Raw genomic sequence first — 18117 nt, 5'->3', positions numbered from 1 at the left:
ATTTCAGAAAAATACGATAACTTTGACCAACAATCGATTAGAGTGGCGCGCCCTACAGCCCGATACCGAACGCTTCCAGCATCTCCTCTCGCAGGCAGTTGCTGCCGACGCAGAGTGCTTTGCTACCGTACAGGCTCGCCTGTTTAATGGCCTCAGCTTATTGCTGCAAACCCCGGCAAAAGTGCCGCTGATGCTGGTCAAAAGTCCTGAAAGCGCTGAATACCTCACGCTGTTGCAGGATATCCTTACCTCAATGGCGGCTGACGATGGCGATGAATCTGCCCTTTACGGTGGCCACTATACGCTGAGTGGGAACTCCGTCAGCTGGCGCCCGGCCGAAAGGGCAGAGGATAACTTCGCCAGCGTGGGCGGCGTACATCAGGCTGAGTGGATTGAAACGGAACAGCTTTTTGGCTGCGTACGCCTGCATCAATCTGCCATCACTCTGACCCCAGGCCTGGTACATCGTGCCAACGGTGGCGTACTGATCCTCTCCTTGCGAACCTTGCTGGCTCAGCCGCTGATGTGGCTGCGCCTCAAGCAAATTATGGTGAATCAGCGCTTTGACTGGTACTCCCAGGATGAAACCCGCCCTCTGCCGCTCGATATCCCTGCGATGCCAATGCAGTTCCGTCTGGTACTGATTGGTGAGCGTGATGCGCTGGCTGACTTCCAGGAGATGGAACCCGACCTGGCTTCCCTGTCGCTCTACAGCGAGTTTGAGGACAATATCCAGCTGGTTGATGATGAAGACTTCAGCCACTGGATGCAGTGGGTGCTGAATATTGCTCAGAATCTGGGTTATGACGCACCGGCGGCTGATTTCTGGCCAGTGCTGATCCGTGAAGCGGCCCGCTATACCGGCGATCAGGACACGCTGCCTCTTGACCCAATGTGGCTGAGCCGTCAGCTGCAGGATGCCGTTCAGTACAGTGATAACCTCAGCGTCAGCGCCGAAAATATGCAGGATGCGCTCAGCACGCGCGAATGGCGTGAAGGTTTCCTGGCTGAACGTATTCGTGACGAAATCCTGCTCGATCAGATCCTGATCGAGACCGAAGGCGAAATGATTGGCCAGATTAACGCCCTGTCGGTGATTGAATTCCCGGGGCATCCACGCGCCTTTGGTGAGCCGTCGCGGATTAGCTGCGTGGTGCACATTGGTGACGGTGAGTTCAATGACGTTGAGCGCAAAGCCGAACTGGGCGGCAATATTCATGCTAAGGGCATGATGATCATGCAGGCCTGGCTCATTGCTGAGCTGGAGCTGGAACAGCAGCTGCCCTTCTCCGCCTCGCTGGTCTTTGAGCAGTCTTACTCTGAAGTGGATGGTGACAGCGCCTCGCTGGCGGAGCTGTGCGCGCTGATTAGCTCCCTGGCTTCTCAGCCGATTAACCAGCAGCTGGCGGTGACCGGATCTGTCGATCAGTTTGGTCGCGTGCAGCCGGTGGGTGGACTGAACGAAAAAATTGAGGGCTTCTTCCACATCTGTAACCAGCGCACGCTGAGCGGCACTCAGGGGGTGATCATCCCGGCCGCTAACGTCCGTCATCTGTCGTTACAGCAGGAAGTGGTCGATGCCGTGCGTGACGGCAAATTCCACCTGTGGGCTGTCTCCAGCGTGGAAGAAGCGCTGCCGTTACTCACCGGCGTTGAATGGGATAAAGAGCAAGGCCCCTGCCTGCTTGGCACCATTCAGGAACGTATTGCCCAATTTAACCAGCAGGATATGCGCCATCGTCCATGGCCGCTGCGCTGGCTAAACTTGTTTAACCGTAGCTGATCGGACTTGTTCGGCGTACACGTGTAAGCTAGACTCCGTGATTCACTAAAATAAGGCTTATTGAGAATATGGTAGATAAACGCGATTCCTATACAAAAGAAGATTTGATTGCCTCCGGTCGCGGTGAACTGTTTGGCGCAGAAGGCCCGCCATTGCCTTCTGGCAACATGCTGATGATGGACCGCGTCGTTAAGATGAGCGAAGACGGCGGTAACTACGGTAAAGGTTTCGTTGAGGCTGAACTGGATATCAATCCGGACCTGTGGTTCTTCAGCTGTCATTTTATCGGCGACCCGGTAATGCCTGGCTGCCTCGGCCTGGATGCGATGTGGCAGCTGGTTGGCTTCTATCTAGGCTGGTTGGGCGCTGAAGGTAAGGGCCGCGCGTTGGGTGTGGGCGAAGTGAAATTCACCGGCCAGGTACTGCCGAGCGCGAAGAAAGTTTCCTACCGTATTCATTTCAAGCGCGTCATCAACCGTAAACTGGTGATGGGCGTGGCAGATGGTGAAGTGCTGGTTGATGGTCACGTAATCTATACCGCGACCGACCTGAAAGTTGGCCTGTTTAAAGACACCACGGCTTTCTAAAATATTTTTGACCGCATAATTCGTGGTGTATCAAGGCAGCAAATGGAGGGGTCCCGATGAGCTTACGCCAGTAAGCGATTCGGGTCTCTGAAAGCAGCTAGCGCAGCAATGGCGCGAATGATGACGGTGAAAACGAAGACCTCCGCAGCAGCGGAGGTCTTTTCCCTATCGATAACAGGCGTTACGCGGTAACCGTCCTGTCCTCCATGGCTTGTCGCCAGCCTCCCAACCAGTGAGATCGAGCATCCAGCATCTGATACGGACACATCTCTTTAGAGCGTCCTGTGATGCCTGCGTGGTAACCTCGTGATTCTGCTCGTTCAAGGCGATCTCGTTTCTGTCTCTTCATGCCGCGTTTCCCTCATTCTAGTCTGATGGATTCTGGTGGAAAGAAAACAGTGGTCACAGTTTGCGCAACCACACATAAGTTCTACCGCGACTTTAAATAAAGATCAACGCGCAAATTTCACGCCAGTGTCATCATTTTGAATCAGACCGCGCGTGCTGTCTCGGTTAATCTGCCGCCCCGAGCGCCTCCAGCCTTTTGATTAACAATAAAAAAGCCCTTGATTGTGCAAAATTCTGAATCTGCAACAATCAAAGGCTTAGGCGGTTAGTAAATTTTTGCTTAAGGTTGGTGAATTACTGCATTAGCCACCTGCCCCGCCACCTGCTGCCATCCTTTAGCTAATGTTCTTACTAACGCATCGTAACCATCTTCGTTCTGCGCGAGGTCGAAGGCAAAAGGCTGCCTGGTCAGTTTGCCGTCGTGCTCCAGCGTCCATGCACCGCTCACCACCACGTGCCCATCATAGCGTCCGTGGAAACCCGTCACGCTGACATTCAACGTATCGTGCTGCTCACCCACCGGCGTGGATGACACCAGCGCGCCAGGCAGGGCGGCACTCAGGTTACTGACCAGCGTTTGCTGCAGCTGCTGATCCAGCGGGCTGGCCCACTGATTGTTGGCGGCAATAACGAACTGCACATCGTTGCTTTGATATACCACACCGTTGCCCGCCAGATAATCGGGCACCGAAACATGTTCCACCCACACCGGGCGGGACACATTCTGACTGCTGGCCGCCACGGAACTGCCCGCTGCGGGCAGCTGGTAGTAGACGGTTTTCGGCGTGCCGCTACAGGCGCTCAGTGCCAGCGCCAGGGCTACGGGGATCCATTTCATCATTATTTCGCCCTCTTCGGCTGTGGGTCCTGGCCGGGTTTTGCTTCAAAGACCAGTGCATTACTCTTGCTGTTTAAGGTTTTCAGTACCGGCTGCAGCTCGCGCAGCACCTGGTCGAGACGCTGCATATCGCCGACCATCTTGCTGTAGGCTGGTGAACCCGGCTGGAAGCCTTTCATACTACGATTCAGCTCACGCAGCGTTTTCTGCATGTCTGCCGGCAGCTCCTGCATAGACTGGCTGGCGGTAATCTTGTTCAGATTATCCAGGGTTTTCTGCAGCTCTTTCAGCGTGCGCTGGCTCTCTTTCAGCGTACCGGTCGCTTCATTCAGCATCGGGTTCAGCGGCAGATTATTGATCTTATCCAGTGACTCCATCAGCTTCTGCTGGATCTGCGCCAGGCCACCGCTCACCGTTGGGATCAGCTCATAATCAGCAAAGCTTTTCGGTCCGGCATAAGGTTTAGCGTTGCTGTAGAAGTCGAGATCGATATACAGCGAACCGGTCAGCAGGTTGGCTGATTTCAGGGAAGCACGCAGACCACGCCCAATGCCATCTTTCAGATGCTGCTCAAAGTTGAAATCGTTGCCCAGCTGTTTCTGGAAGCGATCGGGTTCAATGCGGATCAGCACCGGAATGCGATAATCATTGTTCAAACGCTGTGCAATACCAGGCATAGTAAACGGAACTTCTGCCACGGTACCGAGACGAATGCCGCGGAACTCAACAGGCGCCCCCGGCTGCAGACCGCGGATGGAATCGCTGAAGAACAGCAGGAAGTCTTTGTGCGCGGTATACAGGGAATCCTGGATGCTGCGCTGGTCGTTGAACAGGCGATATTCCGCCTTATTCTCGGCCGGTTTACCCAGCTCCCAGCCGTCCGGGACGTCAAAGCTGACGCCGCCGCTAAATAGCGTGGTCAGCGAGCCCATTTCAACGCGCATGCCGGAAGCCGACATGTCCACCGCAATGCCACTGTCTTTCCAGAAGCGCACATTGCTGGTCACCAGACGATCGTAAGGCGCGGAGATAAACAGCTGATAGGTCATCATGCGCTTATCCGCGTCAAAGGCGCTGGTTTCCACCGTGCCCACCTGGTAGCCACGGAACAGTACCGGATCGCCCGCATTGAGCTGCCCGGCTTTTTCACTGTCGAGCGTAATACGAATGCCTTTGGCATCCAGCGGCGCCAGCGGCGGTGCGTCCAGCAGCTTATATTGCTCCGTTTTTTCCCCTTTTGAACCGGGTTGCAGCTCGATATAGGCTCCGGACAACAGCGTACCTAATCCTGTTACGCCTTCACGGCCAATGGCTGGCTTTACCACCCAAAATGCGCTGTCTTCACGCAGCAGTTTTTCCATGCCGGAATTAAGGCGTGCTTTGATCTCCACGTGGTGCAGATCGTCAGTCAGCACGGCGCTTTCGACGATCCCGACGTTAACGCTGCGGCTTTTGATGGTGGTTTTACCGCCCTCAATCCCCTCGGCATTGGTGGTAATCAGCGTCACCTCCGGCCCCTGATGACTAAAGTGATAAAACAGGATCCACGCCCCAATCAGCACGGTAACAATGGGGATGATCCACACCGGTGACCAGCGCTTAATCTGCTCCACCTTGGCGGTATTGTAATTATTGTCCGTCACTTGCAGGCTCCTCAGTACTCTTTTCTCTTACCCGATCCCAGGTGAGACGGGGATCAAACGTCAAGGCGGCAAACATCGTCAGGATCACCACCAGCGCGAACAGCAGTGCGCCAATCGCGGGGTAGATACTCATCAACCTTCCCATGCGCACCAGCGCTGACAGCACGGCGATAACAAATACGTCAATCATCGACCAGCGCCCGACAAACTCCACCACTTCATAAATCTTGTGCATTCTTTCGCTGTCCTGCCGGTTGCTTCCGCGCCCGTTGGCATCCCAGCACAGCCAGCCGATAGCGATCATCTTCAGCGAAGGCACCATAATACTGGCAATAAAAATCACCAGCGCAATCGGCCAGGAGCCATCACTCCACAACAGCACCACCCCGGCCATGATCGTTGAGGTCATTTTGCTGCCGAGCGCCTCGGTCACCATAATCGGCATCAGATTAGCGGGGATATAGAGCAGGATGGAGGTAAACAGCAGCGCCAGCGTCCACTGCAGGCTGTCCTTGCGGCGGGCGTGCCCCTTACTGCCGCAGCGCGGGCAGATCAGCGTATCGCTGCTCAGCACCGCGGTGCAGCAGCGGCAGGAGCGCAGCCCCTGACGCAGGCCGCTGACGCCCGCCAGCGGCTTAGCTGGCAGTGCAGGAAGCGGAGCCACGCGCGCCCACAGCGTGCGGCGATCGGTACACTGGAAAGCGCGCAGCTGCAGCAGACAGAACAGGCACCACGGCACAAAGCTGGTGCCGATGCCAATATCGCCATAGGCCATCAGCTTGACGAAACTGACCAATACGCCCGCGAGGAAAATCTCCGCCATGCCCCAGGTTTTTAACTGGAACAGCACGCGTGCCATCAGCTGCTTAAGCGGCGACGGCATGCGCACCCGGTTGACCAGCAGCAGGATCACCACCATACAAATGGCAGGTACGCCCTGCACAAACAGCAGAAACAGCGTCGCAAGACTGCTGTAGTCGTCAGAAACCATCACGCTGGGTATTTGCGGTAGCGTAATCTCGCTGCTCAGCCCGGCAACCTGCATATTGATAAAGGGAAACAAATTTGCCAGCAGCAGCATCAGCAGCGCCGCCAGCGCATAGGCGGTGGGCCGCTTGCGCGGCTCATCCCAGTTAGACTGAAGCGTGGTGTGACAACGTGGGCAGCTTGCCTTGCTGCCCGGCCCGATAGCGGGCAACTGCGTCATCAGGTCACACTGCGGACAAAGCATCCAGTGATGCGCGTGGTGCGACGAACACATACTTCACCCTCTGTGGTGGGGAAAAACGGCCGTATCAGCCGCCGTTTTGTAACGATTCCAGATATTCCCAGCGTTCGAACGCCACTTCCAGCTCCTGCTCCGCCTCAGCCAGTGCGTCCAGAACCGGCTGAGTCACCTCACGCGGCTGGGTGAAGAAGTCGCCGTCGGCAACCTGCGCCTGGTACGACTCGAGACGGGCTTCCAGCGCTTCCATTTGCTTCGGCAGCTGTTCCAGCTCTCGTTGCAAATTGTAGCTCAGCTTAGCGGCAGGTTTTTTTGCTGCTTCACTTTTTACGCTTTCCTGACGCGGCTGCGCGCTGGCAGGTTTGGCGCTGGCGCGGTTCTGCTTAAACGCTTTGCGCTGCAGTTGCGCATCGTGATAACCGCCCACAAAGGCGCCGATTTCGCCGTTGCCTTCAAAGATCCAGCACTCAGTCACGGTGTTGTCGACGAACTGACGATCGTGGCTGACCAGCAGAACCGTGCCCTGATAACCGTCAACCAGCTCTTCCAGCAGCTCAAGCGTTTCCACATCAAGGTCGTTGGTCGGTTCATCGAGGATCAGCAGGTTGCTTGGCTTGAGGAACAGGCGCGCCAGCAGCAGGCGGTTACGCTCACCGCCGGACAGCGCACGCACCGGGGTCATCGCACGTTTTGGATGGAACAGGAACTCCTGCAGGTAGCCCAGCACGTGGCGTGGCTTACCGTTAACCATCACTTCCTGCTTACCTTCGGCGAGGTTGTCCATCACCGTGCGGTCCGGGTCCAGCTCGGCGCGGTGCTGGTCGAAGTAGGCGACTTCCAGCTTAGTCCCGATATGAACGCGGCCGCTGTCCGCTTTCAGCTGGTCGAGCATCAGTTTCAGCAGCGTGGTTTTACCGCAGCCGTTAGAGCCGATCAGCGCGATTTTATCGCCGCGCTGAACCTGGCGGGAGAAGTCACGCACCAGCTGTTTGCCGGCAACGGAATAGTTGACGTTTTCCAGCTCAAAGACAATCTTGCCGGAGCGCGAAGCCTCTTCAACCTGCATGTTGGCTTTGCCCATCACTTCACGGCGGTCGGAACGCTCGCGGCGCAGGGCTTTTAGCGCACGAACGCGCCCTTCATTGCGCGTGCGGCGGGCTTTGATGCCCTGACGGATCCACACTTCTTCCTGTGCAAGCTTGCGGTCGAATTCGGCGTTCTGCATCTCTTCGACGCGCAGCGCTTCCTCTTTGCTGGTGAGATAGAGGTCGTAGTCGCCCGGCCAGGAGACCAGCTTGCCACGGTCAAGGTCGACAATGCGCGTTGCCATGTTGCGGATAAAGGAGCGGTCGTGCGAGATAAAGATAATGCTGCCCTGGAAGGTTTTCAGGAAGCCTTCCAGCCAGTCAATGGTCTCAATATCAAGGTGGTTGGTTGGCTCATCGAGCATCAGCACTTTCGGATTGCTGACCAGCGCACGGCCCAGCGCGGCTTTACGCAGCCAGCCGCCGGAGAGTGAAGAGAGCTGCGCTTCGCCGTCCAGACCGATCTGCTGCAGCACATCGTGAATGCGGCTTTCCAGCTGCCACAGGTTCTGGTGATCCAAAATCCCCTGCAGGCGCGCCATCTCATTGAGATTTTTATCGCTCGGATCTTCCATCACTTTGTGCGAGATCGCGTGATAGGCCTTCAGATGTTCTGCCTGCTCTTCCACGCCTTCGGCGACGAAGTCATACACAGAACCCTGCACGTTGCGCGGCGGATCCTGCTGCAGGCGCGCCACCACCAGGTCCTGCTCATAGATAATACGCCCGTCATCCAGCGGCTGTTCGCGGTTGATGATCTTCATCAGGGTGGATTTACCCGCCCCGTTACGGCCAACCAGACAGACACGCTCGTTTTCTTCGATGTGCAGTTCAGTGTTATCCAACAACGGCGCGTCGCTGAATGAGAGGTAAGCGCCATGAATACTGATTAGTGACATAAAAACTTATTCCTTACCGACGTGAGCAATCAGCCAGCAGTTGTGAATTTGACGGTTACGGGCGAAATCCTGAGACTGGGTTTTCGCAGTGATTTCGGTTGCAGCCAGACCCAGTGCTTCGAGTCCGGCGAGATCCATTTTGAAACCGCGCTTATTGTTCGAGAACATCACGGTGCCACCTTTGCGCAGGATACGCTTCAGATCTTTCATCAGATCGAGGTGATCGCGCTGCACATCGAAGCTCTCTTCCATACGTTTGGAGTTGGAGAACGTGGGTGGATCGATAAAGATCAGGTCGAACTGTTCATCGGCATCGCGCAGCCAGCTCAGGCAGTCTGCCTGCATCAGGCGATGCTGACGGCCGGAAAGCCCGTTCAGGCGCATGTTGCGCTCCGCCCACTCCAGATAAGTGCGGGACATATCAATGGTCGTGGTGCTGCGTGCGCCGCCCAGACCGGCATGCACGCTGGCGCTGCCGGTGTAGGCGAAGAGGTTCAGGAAGTCTTTGCCCTTGCTCATCTGGCCCAGCATTTTACGCGCAATACGGTGATCGAGGAACAGGCCGGTATCGAGATAATCCGTCAGGTTAACCCAAAGTTTGGCGTTAAATTCACCCACTTCGAAGAAATCGCCCTTTTCGCCCAGCTTCTGGTACTGGCTTTTCCCTTTCTGCTTCTCGCGGGTTTTCAGCACCAGCCGGTTGGCCGGCAGTTCCATCACGCTGAGCGTGGCAGAAATCACATCGAACAGACGCTGACGCGCTTTGCCCGGATCGATGGTTTTTGGCGGTGCGTACTCCTGCACCACCACCCAGTCGCCGTAGCGGTCGACAGCGACATTATAGTCTGGCAGATCGGCATCATAAACGCGGTAGCACTCGATCCCTTCCTGGCGCGCCCACTTATCGAGCTTCTTGAGGTTTTTGCGCAGGCGGTTGGCGTAATCATCCGCCAGCTGCCCGGCCGCAGCACCCGTCGGGTTCTCTGCCAGCTGGTAGTTTTTCTGCACGCAGTCAAGCGGACCGTTTTTCGCTTTGAACTGGCGATCGGCACGCAGCTGCAGGCAGCTCAGCAGTTCCGGCGAGGCGCTGAACAGCGACAGGTTCCAGCCGCCAAAGTGCGTCTTCATCAGGCGCCCGAGCTGGCCGTGCAGGGCAATCAGCGCCGGTTCGCTGTCCAGTCGTTCACCGTAAGGGGGGTTACTCAGCACGGTGCCGGTGCTGCCCTGTCCCAGCGGATTGGTCAGCTTCAGTACATCCTGGGTAGTAAACTCGATCAGCTCCGAAAGCCCGGCGTTACGGGCATTGGCACGCGCACGTTCGATCACGCGGGAATCGTTGTCGTAACCGTAAAAGCGTGAAGTGGTAGCCTGCACGCCTTTGGCCGCGCGCTCGTGGGCATCGCGCGTCACATCGCTCCACAGCGGCTGGTTAAACTGACTCCAGCCGGTAAAGCCCCAGTGCTTACGCTGTAATCCCGGCGCACGATCGCAGGCGATCATCGCCGCTTCAATCAGCAACGTGCCGGAACCGCACATCGGGTCAACCATCGCCGTACCCGCCTGCCAGCCGGAACGCACCACGATAGCCGCTGCCAGACTCTCTTTCAGCGGTGCCTGGCCGGTCTGCTGGCGATAGCCGCGCTGATGCAGGCCCTCACCGCTAAGATCCAGCGCAATGCTGGCGGTGTCTTTATTCAGCCAGACGTTGACGCGGATGTCCGGCTGCTCGCGATCGACATTCGGGCGCGGCAGATTTTTACGCGTAAAGCTGTCGACGATGGCGTCTTTTACTTTTAGCGCGCCGTACTGGCTGTTGCGGATCACCTCGTTCAGGCCGCTGAAGTGCACGGCGAAGGTTTTATCGCTGCCGAACATCGCCGGCCAGTCAATGGCCTGCACGCCGAGGTAGAGATCCAGGTCGCTGTAAACGCCGCATTCGGTTAATGGCAGCAGAATACGCGAAGCCAGACGGCTCCACATCAGACTCTGGTACATCAGACGATCGTCGCCCTGGTAATGTACGCCGCCCTGGACTACCTGGCAGCTTTGCGCTCCCAGGGCTTCCAGTTCACTTTTTAACAGCTCTTCGAGCCCACGCGCCGTACTGGCAAACAGAGAATTCATAGCGTCACTTATCGTCATCAGAAAATTGCTGCGCATTATAGCTAATCATGGCGGCATGTCATAAAGTTAGCTTCTTTTGCGGCAGAAACCCTGCAAATAGCAGGGAGGGTCGGCCCGGCGCGAGGGAGAATCGCCATGATCAGTTTGTCACGTCTGTTTGTTCATCCGGTTAAATCAATGCGCGGCATGCAGGTTTCCCACGCTCAGGCACTGGCCTCCGGGCTGGCATTTGACCGTATTTTTATGATCACCGATACGGATGGCACCTTTATTACTGCCCGCCAGTATCCGGAGATGGTGCTGTTTACTCCGGCACTTATCGTTGACGGCCTGCATCTCAGCGCCGCGGATGGCAGCAGCGCCAGCGTGCGTTTTGCTGATTTCCATAAGGATCCGCAAGCGACCGAAGTCTGGGGCAATCAGTTTACCGCGTTAATTGCTCCGGACAGCATTAATCAGTGGCTGAGCGGCTTTTTTCCGCGCCCGGTGCAGCTGCGCTGGGTCGGCCCGGAGATGACGCGCCGGGTGAAACGCTTTGAGCGGGTCCCGCTCGGTTTTGCCGACGGTTTTCCTTTTCTGCTGGTGAATGAAGCCTCGCTGCACGATCTGCAGCAGCGCTGCCCGGCAGGGGTAAGAATGGAGCAGTTTCGCCCAAATCTGGTGGTCAGCGGCGCCAGCGCATGGGCGGAAGACGGCTGGGCATCGCTAAAAATCGGCGAGATTATCTTTGATGTGCCCAAGCCGTGCAGCCGCTGCGTGTTCACCACCGTCAGCCCACAGCACGGGCGTAAACATCCAACCGGACAGCCACTGGCGACCCTGCAAACCTTCCGCAGCGCGCTGGACGGTAGCGGTGACATCGATTTTGGCCTCAACCTGATTGCCCGCAACAGCGGCGTCATGCGCGCGGGCGATGCCGTGGAAATTATGAGCACGCATACCCCGCGAGCCTACGGTGCGGGTGACGTCACCGAAACCCTGGATGTTGCCCGCAAGGCTGCGCAGCCGGTGGCGATCAGCTGGCAGGGTCAGCATTTTACCGGCAATAATCAGCAGGTGTTACTGGAACAGCTGGAAATGCAGGGGATCAAAGTGCCTTATTCCTGTCGTGCCGGGATCTGCGGCAGCTGCCGGGTCACGCTGGTCAGTGGAGAAGTTCAGGCAATGAAGAAGGGCGCGGAGCGCAAAGAGGACGGGACGGTGCTGAGCTGTAGCTGCATCCCATCCGGCGATCTGGTCTTGCGTTAGATGAGATTAACCTGCGCGGGAAGTTATACCGCGCGGGCGAAATTGATATCGTCGTTGTTAACCTGTGGCAGCAAGCGGTCATGCATAATTTTAATCGCATCACCCAGCACCATACCACGACCGGCTACCGTCAGCTGCGGCTGTGCCACCAGGCATAGTGCGGCACTGTCACCCGACTCGACCACCAGCAAACTGCCCTGCTCACCGCTTTCAGACACCTTCACGCACACCAGCTCACCCTCTGCCGGGCGCCAGCTTCCCTGAGGATGGGTATCAAAATGCCAGCTTTTCGGCATCAGAGGCTTAAGGAAACGCGTGGCGACCAGCGCGTTTAGCACCAGCTCAGCACGCTGATCGGCATTCAGCCCACAGTGGCGGCAGCGTTCATCAAAGGTGAAAAACAGCGCGGCATCGTCAACACAAAAACCAGAAACATCAAAGGCATCAGGCGTTAACATCTTGCGTGGGAAACGCGAACGGAACAGCATACCATCAGCCAGATCGAGCATCATCCGGTCATGTTCTGCGTCAAAAAACCAACGCCAGTTATCGTCTGGTTTTATCCTCATGATGGTTCCTGTATTAATACTTAGTAACATACGGCCGGGGCGTTTAATAACACTTCCGGAAATCAGAACGCGCTTTTAAGCACCCTGCGCACTCTGCTAAAAACTGAATAATCAGTGAACAGAACAAAATATAAACGAGCCTGCGGCGAAAATAAAGCCCCAGGCTTATTAATGGGCAGAAATGTCTTAGATATTGCTCACAATTTCCTTTATCAAGGGCGGACCTTTGTAAATAAAGCCGGAATATATTTGCACCAGTGAGGCGCCTGCCGCCATTTTTTCCCGCGCCGAGACCAGTGAATCAATACCTCCCACACCAATAATCGGGATGCGCCCCTGCAGCTCACTGGCAAGGCGGCGGATAATTTCCGTGCTGCGCGACTGTACCGGACGGCCGCTTAAGCCCCCAGCTTCATCCGCGTGCTTTAGCCCTTTTACCAGCTCGCGATCGAGCGTGGTATTGGTGGCAATCACACCGTCAATATTGTGACGCAGTAAACTCTCCGCCACCTGGATCAATTCCTCTTCAGAAAGATCCGGTGCGATCTTTACCGCCACGGGAACATATTTATGGTGGATCTGCTGAAGATCATTCTGACGGGTTTTAATCGCCGCCAGCAAATCATCCAGCGCTTCGCCATATTGTAAAGATCGCAGTCCCGGGGTGTTAGGGGAGGAAATATTGATGGCGATATAACCGGCGTATGGATAGATTTTATCCATGCAGATTAAATAATCCTCTTTGCCCTGCTCGACCGGGGTGTCTTTATTTTTGCCAATATTAATGCCGAGGATGCCGTCAAAGTGGGCCTTTTTGACATTTTCCACCAGGTTATCAACGCCCAGATTATTGAAGCCCATGCGGTTAATGATCCCCTCCGCTTCAACCACGCGGAACATACGCGGCTTGTCATTACCCGGCTGCGGGCGCGGCGTTACCGTACCGATCTCAATGAAGCCAAATCCCATGGCACCAAAGGCATCAATGCATTCGCCGTTCTTATCCAGACCTGCGGCCAGGCCCAGCGGGTTCTTAAATGTCAGCCCCATACAGGTAACGGGCTTAAAGGGAAGAGACTGGCGGATCAGGCCGGTAAAAGGGGTGCCGGAAAGGCGGGTCAGCTGCTGCAAGGTCAGGTCATGCGCACGCTCAGGATCGAGCTGAAACAGCGCCTTACGAACGAAAGGGTAATACATGGTCACTCCTGAGGTCCCGATGGAAAATCGGGGTCGTATTATCCGGGTTTAGCGGCGTAAAGGGAAATGACCTGGCGCAAAAGCCGCTAAATAAATGACGATTATTTTAGCGCGTGCTCATCCCTGCCACCGCTATATGTAAAAAACAGCATAAATTTGCCGGATAAATCATTTAAGCCACATAGCGCGCTCTGTCAGGATGAGCCTATCGGTTCTTGAATTTGGTTAATCAATAACTTTTGGTTATAAGGAGAGGTTATGCGCGTTATTACTCTGGCTGGTAGTCCCCGTTTTCCTTCACGCTCCACCGCACTGCTGACCCTCTGCCAGCAGGCATTGGAAAAACGCGGCGTCGAGGTTATTCCGTGGAATCTGCATAATTTCCATCCTGAAGATCTGCTTTACGCACGCTTTGACTCCCCTGCCCTGCTGGCATTAAAGGAAGACCTGGAGTCTGCGGATGGATTTATTGTCGCCACGCCGGTGTATAAGGCGTCATTCTCCGGCGCGCTGAAAACGCTGCTCGACCTGTTACCGGAGCGCGCGCTGGAACATAAAGTTGTGCTGCCACTGGCAACTGGCGGTACCGTCGCCCATCTGCTGGCGGTCGACTACGCGCTGAAACCGGTGCTGAACGCGCTAAAAGCGCAGGAAGTGCTGCACGGCGTGTTCGCGGATGACACCCAGATTACCCATTATGACCGCCAGCCTGAGCTGTCGCCGCTGCTGGCGGAGCGCCTTGCCGAAGCGGTGGATACCTTCTGGCATGCGCTGGCCCGACGCCATCAGCCGCTGGCCGCTGCGGTTTAATCAGGGAGAGAAAGATGACGCTGTTTTCACGGATACTCGCCACCGTTATCGCCGCCGGGCTGATCTCATCCAGCGCGCTGGCGGCGGAAAGCAAGGATGCCCCTGCACAGGTGCGCATCGGCTATCAGAAAGGGTCAGTCAGTATGGTGCTGGCAAAGTCCCACCAGCTGCTGGAAAAGCGTTTTCCACATACGCAAATAAAGTGGGTTGAGTTCCCTGCCGGACCGCAGATGCTGGAAGCATTAAACGTCAACAGCATCGACCTCGGTAGCACCGGTGATATTCCGCCAATTTTTGCCCAGGCTGCCGGGGCGGATCTGCTGTACGTCGGTTCCGAACCGCCAAAGCCGAAATCTGAAGTGATTCTGGTACGCGAAAACAGCCCGCTAAAAACCGTTGCCGACCTGAAGGGGCATAAAGTTGCCCTCCAGAAAGGTTCCAGCTCACACAATTTGCTGCTGCGCGCACTGAAAGAAGCAGGGCTTGGATTTAACGATATCCAGCCTGCCTTTCTGACGCCTGCCGATGCACGTGCTGCGTTCCAGCAGGGGGATGTTGATGCCTGGGCTATCTGGGACCCCTACTATTCAGCAGCGATCCAGCAGGGCGGCGTGCGCGTGCTGAAAGATGGCAGCACGCTGAATCTTACCGGTTCGTTCTATTTAGCTACCCGCCCGTTTACCGAGAAAAACGGCGCATTTCTGCAACAGGTGCTCGACACCTTTAGCCAGGCCGATGCGCTGACCCGCAGCCAGCGCGAGCAGAGCGTGGCGCTGCTGGCAACGGCGATGGGCCTGCCAAAGGTGGTTATCGCCACCTATTTTGACCATCGCCCACCTACCGCGATCGGTCTGGTGAGTGACAAAACCGCCGCTGCCCAGCAGGCGACCGCCGACCTGTTTTACAGCAGCCATTTAATGCCGGTTAAAGTCGATATTTCCAGCCGCATCTGGCATGGCCCGACAGCCCACTGATTGAGGAGCAACGCAATGAGCCTTTCCGTTTTCTGGTTTCTTCCCACTCATGGTGATGGGAAATATTTAGGCACCGACGAAGGTGCGCGCCCGGTGGATCACGCCTATCTGCAGCAGATCGCTCAGGCTGCCGACCGCCTGGGTTTTGGCGGGGTGCTGATCCCGACCGGCCGCAGCTGTGAAGATGCCTGGCTGGTCGCCGCTTCGCTGATCCCGGTGACGCAGCGTCTGCGTTTCCTCGTGGCGCTGCGCCCTGGCGTCATCTCACCCACTCAGGCCGCCCGCCAGGCCGCTACGCTGGATCGTCTCTCCAACGGCCGTGCGCTGTTTAATCTGGTCACCGGCGGCGATGCCGAAGAGCTGGCGGGCGACGGCGTGTTTCTTGACCACCGCGAGCGCTATGAAGAGTCCGCCGAGTTTACCCGCGTCTGGCGCCGGGTACTGGAAGGTGAAACGGTCGATTACGAAGGAAAACATGTACATGTGCGCGGGGCGCGGCTAATGTTTAAGCCGGTTCAGCAGCCGCGACCGCCGCTGTGGTTTGGCGGTTCGTCAGAGGTAGCGCAGGATCTGGCCGCCGAGCAGGTTGATGTCTACCTCACCTGGGGTGAACCCCCTGCGCAGGTCAAAGAAAAAATTGAGCAGGTGCGCGCCAAAGCTGCGGCGCAGGGGCGCAAAGTGCGCTTCGGCATCCGTCTGCATGTGATTGTGCGTGAAAGTAACGAAGAGGCGTGGCAGGCAGCGGACCGTCTGATTTCTCATCTGGATGATGCCACCATTGCCAAAGCCCAGGCGGCGCTGGCGAAAACGGATTCGGTCGGCCAGCAGCGCATGGCGGCCCTGCACGGCGGTAAGCGCGATCGGCTGGAAATCAGCCCTAACCTGTGGGCAGGCGTTGGTCTGGTGCGCGGCGGTGCAGGTACGGCGCTGGTCGGTGACGGCCCGACCGTTGCGGCCAGGATGCAGGAGTATGCCGACCTCGGCATTGAAACCTTTATACTTTCCGGCTATCCGCATCTGGAAGAAGCGTATCGCGTTGGCGAACTGCTGTTCCCGCACCTCGATCTTGAGGTGCCAGAGGTACCGCAGCCGCGCGTGATTAAGGCGCACGGTGAAGCCGTTGCCCATGATTTCGCCCCGCAAAAAGTCTCACAGAGTTAGAGGTGGTGTATGAGTAGAGCGGTAAAACGTATTGGCAATGGCCTGCTGCCCTGGGCGCTGCCGATCCTGCTGGTGGTGGTGTGGCAGATTGCATCGACGGTCGGCTGGCTGTCGACGCGTATCCTGCCGTCGCCGGAATCGATCGTGGTCACTTTCTGGAATTTATCCGCCAGCGGTGAGCTGTGGCAGCATCTGGCGATCAGCAGCTGGCGTGCGGCGATTGGCTTCAGCATCGGCGGCTCAATCGGCCTGGTGCTGGGATTGATCACCGGCATGTCGAAGCTGGGTGAGCGCCTGCTGGATACCTCGGTGCAGATGCTGCGAAACGTGCCGCACCTGGCGCTGATCCCACTGGTGATTTTGTGGTTCGGCATTGATGAGTCCGCCAAAATCTTCCTGGTGGCATTAGGGACTCTGTTCCCCATCTACCTCAACACCTATCACGGCATTCGTAATATTGACCGCGGGCTGGTGGAAATGGCGCGCAGCTACGGCCTTTCCGGCTGGAGCCTGTTTATTCAGGTGGTGCTGCCCGGTGCCCTGCCCTCCATTATGGTCGGCGTGCGCTTTGCGCTGGGTCTGATGTGGCTGACGCTGATCGTGGCAGAAACCATTTCGGCCAACTCTGGCATTGGCTACCTGGCGATGAACGCTCGCGAGTTCCTGCAAACGGATGTGGTGGTGGTAGCGATTATTCTTTACGCCCTGTTGGGTAAACTGGCGGACGTCAGCGCGCAGCTGCTGGAACGTATCTGGCTGCGCTGGCACCCGGCGTATCAACTGAAAGAGGAAAACGCATGAGCGAGTTAACTCCGTCTCCGGCGCGTCTCAATGCCGGTACGCCGCTGGTGATCAACGGCGTCAGCAAGCAGTACAACAATCGCACGGTGCTGAATAATATCGACCTGCACATCCCGTCCGGCCAGTTTGTGGCGGTGGTGGGCCGCAGCGGCTGCGGCAAAAGCACCCTGCTGCGGCTGCTGGCCGGGCTGGAAAAAAGCAGCAGCGGCGAACTGCTGGCGGGCAGCGCACCGCTTAATGAAGCGCGCGAAGATATCCGCCTGATGTTCCAGGATGACCGCCTGCTGCCGTGGAAAAGCGTGATTGATAACGTTGGCCTGGGTTTAAAAGGCAAAGCCTGGAAGGAGCAGGCGCTGGCCGCACTGGATGCGGTTGGCCTGGCTGACCGGGCGAAAGAGTGGCCTGCGGCGTTATCCGGCGGCCAGAAACAGCGCGTGGCGCTGGCGCGTGCGCTGATCCACCGCCCCGGCCTGCTGCTGCTGGATGAACCTCTCGGCGCGCTGGATGCCTTAACCCGTATTGAAATGCAGGATCTGATTGAGTCACTGTGGCAGCAGCATCACTTTACCGTGCTGCTGGTGACGCATGACGTCAGTGAAGCGGTAGCGATGGCCGACCGCGTGCTGCTGATTGAAGAAGGCAATATCGGGCTGGACCTGCTGGTTGACCTGCCGCGCCCGCGCCGTAAAGGTTCGGTCAGGCTGGCAGAGCTGGAAGCGGAAGTGCTGGACCGGGTGATGAAGCGCAAGCCGCTGGCGGAAGCCGAAAAGCAGTATGCCCAGCGCTGATAACGCGCTGGCAGAGTGAAAACGGGTTCTCATCTTG

General features: G+C 57.0%; 16 protein-coding genes. 8 read left to right on the top strand and 8 right to left on the bottom strand.

Annotated elements, in window-relative coordinates; genetic code table 11:
• Positions 1-22: 22 nt before the first annotated feature.
• Positions 23-1783, top strand: coding sequence for a Lon protease family protein (locus QLG07_RS00475; protein WP_282468208.1), 1761 nt, complete (start codon positions 23-25; stop codon positions 1781-1783).
• A gap of 68 nt (positions 1784-1851) precedes the next feature.
• Complete coding sequence (gene fabA / locus QLG07_RS00470; RefSeq protein WP_048916498.1) at positions 1852-2370, top strand: bifunctional 3-hydroxydecanoyl-ACP dehydratase/trans-2-decenoyl-ACP isomerase; 519 nt, start codon at positions 1852-1854, stop codon at positions 2368-2370.
• Positions 2371-2551: 181 nt separating this feature from the next.
• Here the strand turns inward: fabA and rmf are convergent, their stop codons facing one another.
• The 6 genes from rmf to rlmKL form a co-directional block, all read right to left on the bottom strand.
• The gene (rmf, locus tag QLG07_RS00465; protein WP_099754048.1) at positions 2552-2719 is read right to left on the bottom strand and encodes a ribosome modulation factor; all 168 of its coding nucleotides are present in this window, start codon (positions 2717-2719) and stop codon (positions 2552-2554) included.
• Between the two features lie 279 nt (positions 2720-2998).
• Entirely contained in the window at positions 2999-3559 is a 561-nt protein-coding gene (pqiC, locus tag QLG07_RS00460) for a membrane integrity-associated transporter subunit PqiC (RefSeq protein WP_282468207.1), read from the bottom strand.
• The gene (pqiB, locus tag QLG07_RS00455) at positions 3559-5199 is read right to left on the bottom strand and encodes an intermembrane transport protein PqiB (protein ID WP_048916500.1); all 1641 of its coding nucleotides are present in this window, start codon (positions 5197-5199) and stop codon (positions 3559-3561) included. Before pqiB ends, pqiC begins: the two co-directional genes overlap by 1 nt.
• Positions 5186-6460 carry a membrane integrity-associated transporter subunit PqiA gene (pqiA, locus tag QLG07_RS00450; RefSeq protein WP_048916501.1) on the bottom strand — a complete coding sequence of 425 codons (1275 nt, stop codon included), beginning with the start codon at positions 6458-6460 and terminating at the stop codon, positions 5186-5188. Before pqiA ends, pqiB begins: the two co-directional genes overlap by 14 nt.
• Positions 6461-6494: 34 nt before the next feature.
• Complete coding sequence (locus tag QLG07_RS00445; RefSeq protein WP_282468206.1) at positions 6495-8408, bottom strand: ABC transporter ATP-binding protein; 1914 nt, start codon at positions 8406-8408, stop codon at positions 6495-6497.
• A 6-nt stretch (positions 8409-8414) separates the two neighbouring features.
• Positions 8415-10532 (bottom strand): bifunctional 23S rRNA (guanine(2069)-N(7))-methyltransferase RlmK/23S rRNA (guanine(2445)-N(2))-methyltransferase RlmL, encoded by a 2118-nt coding sequence (rlmKL, locus tag QLG07_RS00440; protein ID WP_282468330.1) that lies wholly within the window; start codon positions 10530-10532, stop codon positions 8415-8417.
• A 135-nt stretch (positions 10533-10667) separates the two neighbouring features.
• Here rlmKL and QLG07_RS00435 point away from each other — a divergent pair, with 135 nt between their 5' ends.
• Positions 10668-11780: a YcbX family protein gene (locus tag QLG07_RS00435; RefSeq protein WP_282468205.1), complete on the top strand. Its 1113-nt coding sequence runs from the start codon at positions 10668-10670 to the stop codon at positions 11778-11780.
• Positions 11781-11803: 23 nt separating this feature from the next.
• On the opposite strand, the gene QLG07_RS00430 is transcribed toward QLG07_RS00435, so the two are convergent.
• Entirely contained in the window at positions 11804-12349 is a 546-nt protein-coding gene (locus tag QLG07_RS00430; RefSeq protein ID WP_048916504.1) for a cell division protein ZapC, read from the bottom strand.
• Between the two features lie 186 nt (positions 12350-12535).
• On the bottom strand, positions 12536-13546 hold the full coding sequence (pyrD, locus tag QLG07_RS00425; protein ID WP_187497731.1) for a quinone-dependent dihydroorotate dehydrogenase: 1011 nt from the start codon (positions 13544-13546) through the stop codon (positions 12536-12538).
• Between the two features lie 258 nt (positions 13547-13804).
• Between pyrD and ssuE the strand changes: the two genes are divergently transcribed.
• The 5 genes from ssuE to ssuB are packed head-to-tail and all read left to right on the top strand — an operon-like array spanning position 13805 to position 18080.
• Positions 13805-14356 carry an NADPH-dependent FMN reductase gene (gene ssuE / locus QLG07_RS00420; protein ID WP_048916506.1) on the top strand — a complete coding sequence of 184 codons (552 nt, stop codon included), beginning with the start codon at positions 13805-13807 and terminating at the stop codon, positions 14354-14356.
• A 14-nt stretch (positions 14357-14370) separates the two neighbouring features.
• Entirely contained in the window at positions 14371-15330 is a 960-nt protein-coding gene (locus tag QLG07_RS00415; RefSeq protein ID WP_282468204.1) for a sulfonate ABC transporter substrate-binding protein, read from the top strand.
• Positions 15331-15345: 15 nt separating this feature from the next.
• Positions 15346-16491, top strand: a complete 1146-nt coding sequence (gene ssuD, locus QLG07_RS00410) for an FMNH2-dependent alkanesulfonate monooxygenase (protein ID WP_099754052.1) — start codon at positions 15346-15348, stop codon at positions 16489-16491.
• A gap of 9 nt (positions 16492-16500) precedes the next feature.
• Complete coding sequence (gene ssuC, locus QLG07_RS00405; RefSeq protein ID WP_048916509.1) at positions 16501-17292, top strand: aliphatic sulfonate ABC transporter permease SsuC; 792 nt, start codon at positions 16501-16503, stop codon at positions 17290-17292.
• Positions 17289-18080, top strand: coding sequence for an aliphatic sulfonates ABC transporter ATP-binding protein (gene ssuB / locus QLG07_RS00400; protein WP_048916510.1), 792 nt, complete (start codon positions 17289-17291; stop codon positions 18078-18080). The genes ssuC and ssuB overlap by 4 nt, the downstream gene beginning before the upstream one ends.
• Positions 18081-18117: the final 37 nt, after the last annotated feature.

The organism is Erwinia sp. V90_4 (genome assembly GCF_029967685.1).
Taxonomy (GTDB): Bacteria; Pseudomonadota; Gammaproteobacteria; order Enterobacterales; family Enterobacteriaceae; genus Erwinia; species Erwinia aphidicola.
The sequence above is the reverse complement of the archived record's forward strand: the minus strand, read 5'-3'. Positions and strand labels throughout refer to the sequence as shown.

Coding starts and splice junctions, on each gene's coding strand:
- QLG07_RS00435 (WP_282468205.1), top strand. CDS start 10,668: ATGATCAGTTTGTCACGTCTGTTTGTTCATCCGGTTAAATCAATGCGC.
- ssuB (WP_048916510.1), top strand. CDS start 17,289: ATGAGCGAGTTAACTCCGTCTCCGGCGCGTCTCAATGCCGGTACGCCG.
- fabA (WP_048916498.1), top strand. CDS start 1,852: ATGGTAGATAAACGCGATTCCTATACAAAAGAAGATTTGATTGCCTCC.
- QLG07_RS00445 (WP_282468206.1), bottom strand. CDS start 8,408: ATGTCACTAATCAGTATTCATGGCGCTTACCTCTCATTCAGCGACGCG.
- pqiC (WP_282468207.1), bottom strand. CDS start 3,559: ATGATGAAATGGATCCCCGTAGCCCTGGCGCTGGCACTGAGCGCCTGT.
- QLG07_RS00430 (WP_048916504.1), bottom strand. CDS start 12,349: ATGAGGATAAAACCAGACGATAACTGGCGTTGGTTTTTTGACGCAGAA.
- pyrD (WP_187497731.1), bottom strand. CDS start 13,546: ATGTATTACCCTTTCGTTCGTAAGGCGCTGTTTCAGCTCGATCCTGAG.
- rmf (WP_099754048.1), bottom strand. CDS start 2,719: ATGAAGAGACAGAAACGAGATCGCCTTGAACGAGCAGAATCACGAGGT.
- pqiA (WP_048916501.1), bottom strand. CDS start 6,460: ATGTGTTCGTCGCACCACGCGCATCACTGGATGCTTTGTCCGCAGTGT.
- ssuD (WP_099754052.1), top strand. CDS start 15,346: ATGAGCCTTTCCGTTTTCTGGTTTCTTCCCACTCATGGTGATGGGAAA.
- rlmKL (WP_282468330.1), bottom strand. CDS start 10,532: ATGAATTCTCTGTTTGCCAGTACGGCGCGTGGGCTCGAAGAGCTGTTA.
- QLG07_RS00415 (WP_282468204.1), top strand. CDS start 14,371: ATGACGCTGTTTTCACGGATACTCGCCACCGTTATCGCCGCCGGGCTG.
- ssuE (WP_048916506.1), top strand. CDS start 13,805: ATGCGCGTTATTACTCTGGCTGGTAGTCCCCGTTTTCCTTCACGCTCC.
- ssuC (WP_048916509.1), top strand. CDS start 16,501: ATGAGTAGAGCGGTAAAACGTATTGGCAATGGCCTGCTGCCCTGGGCG.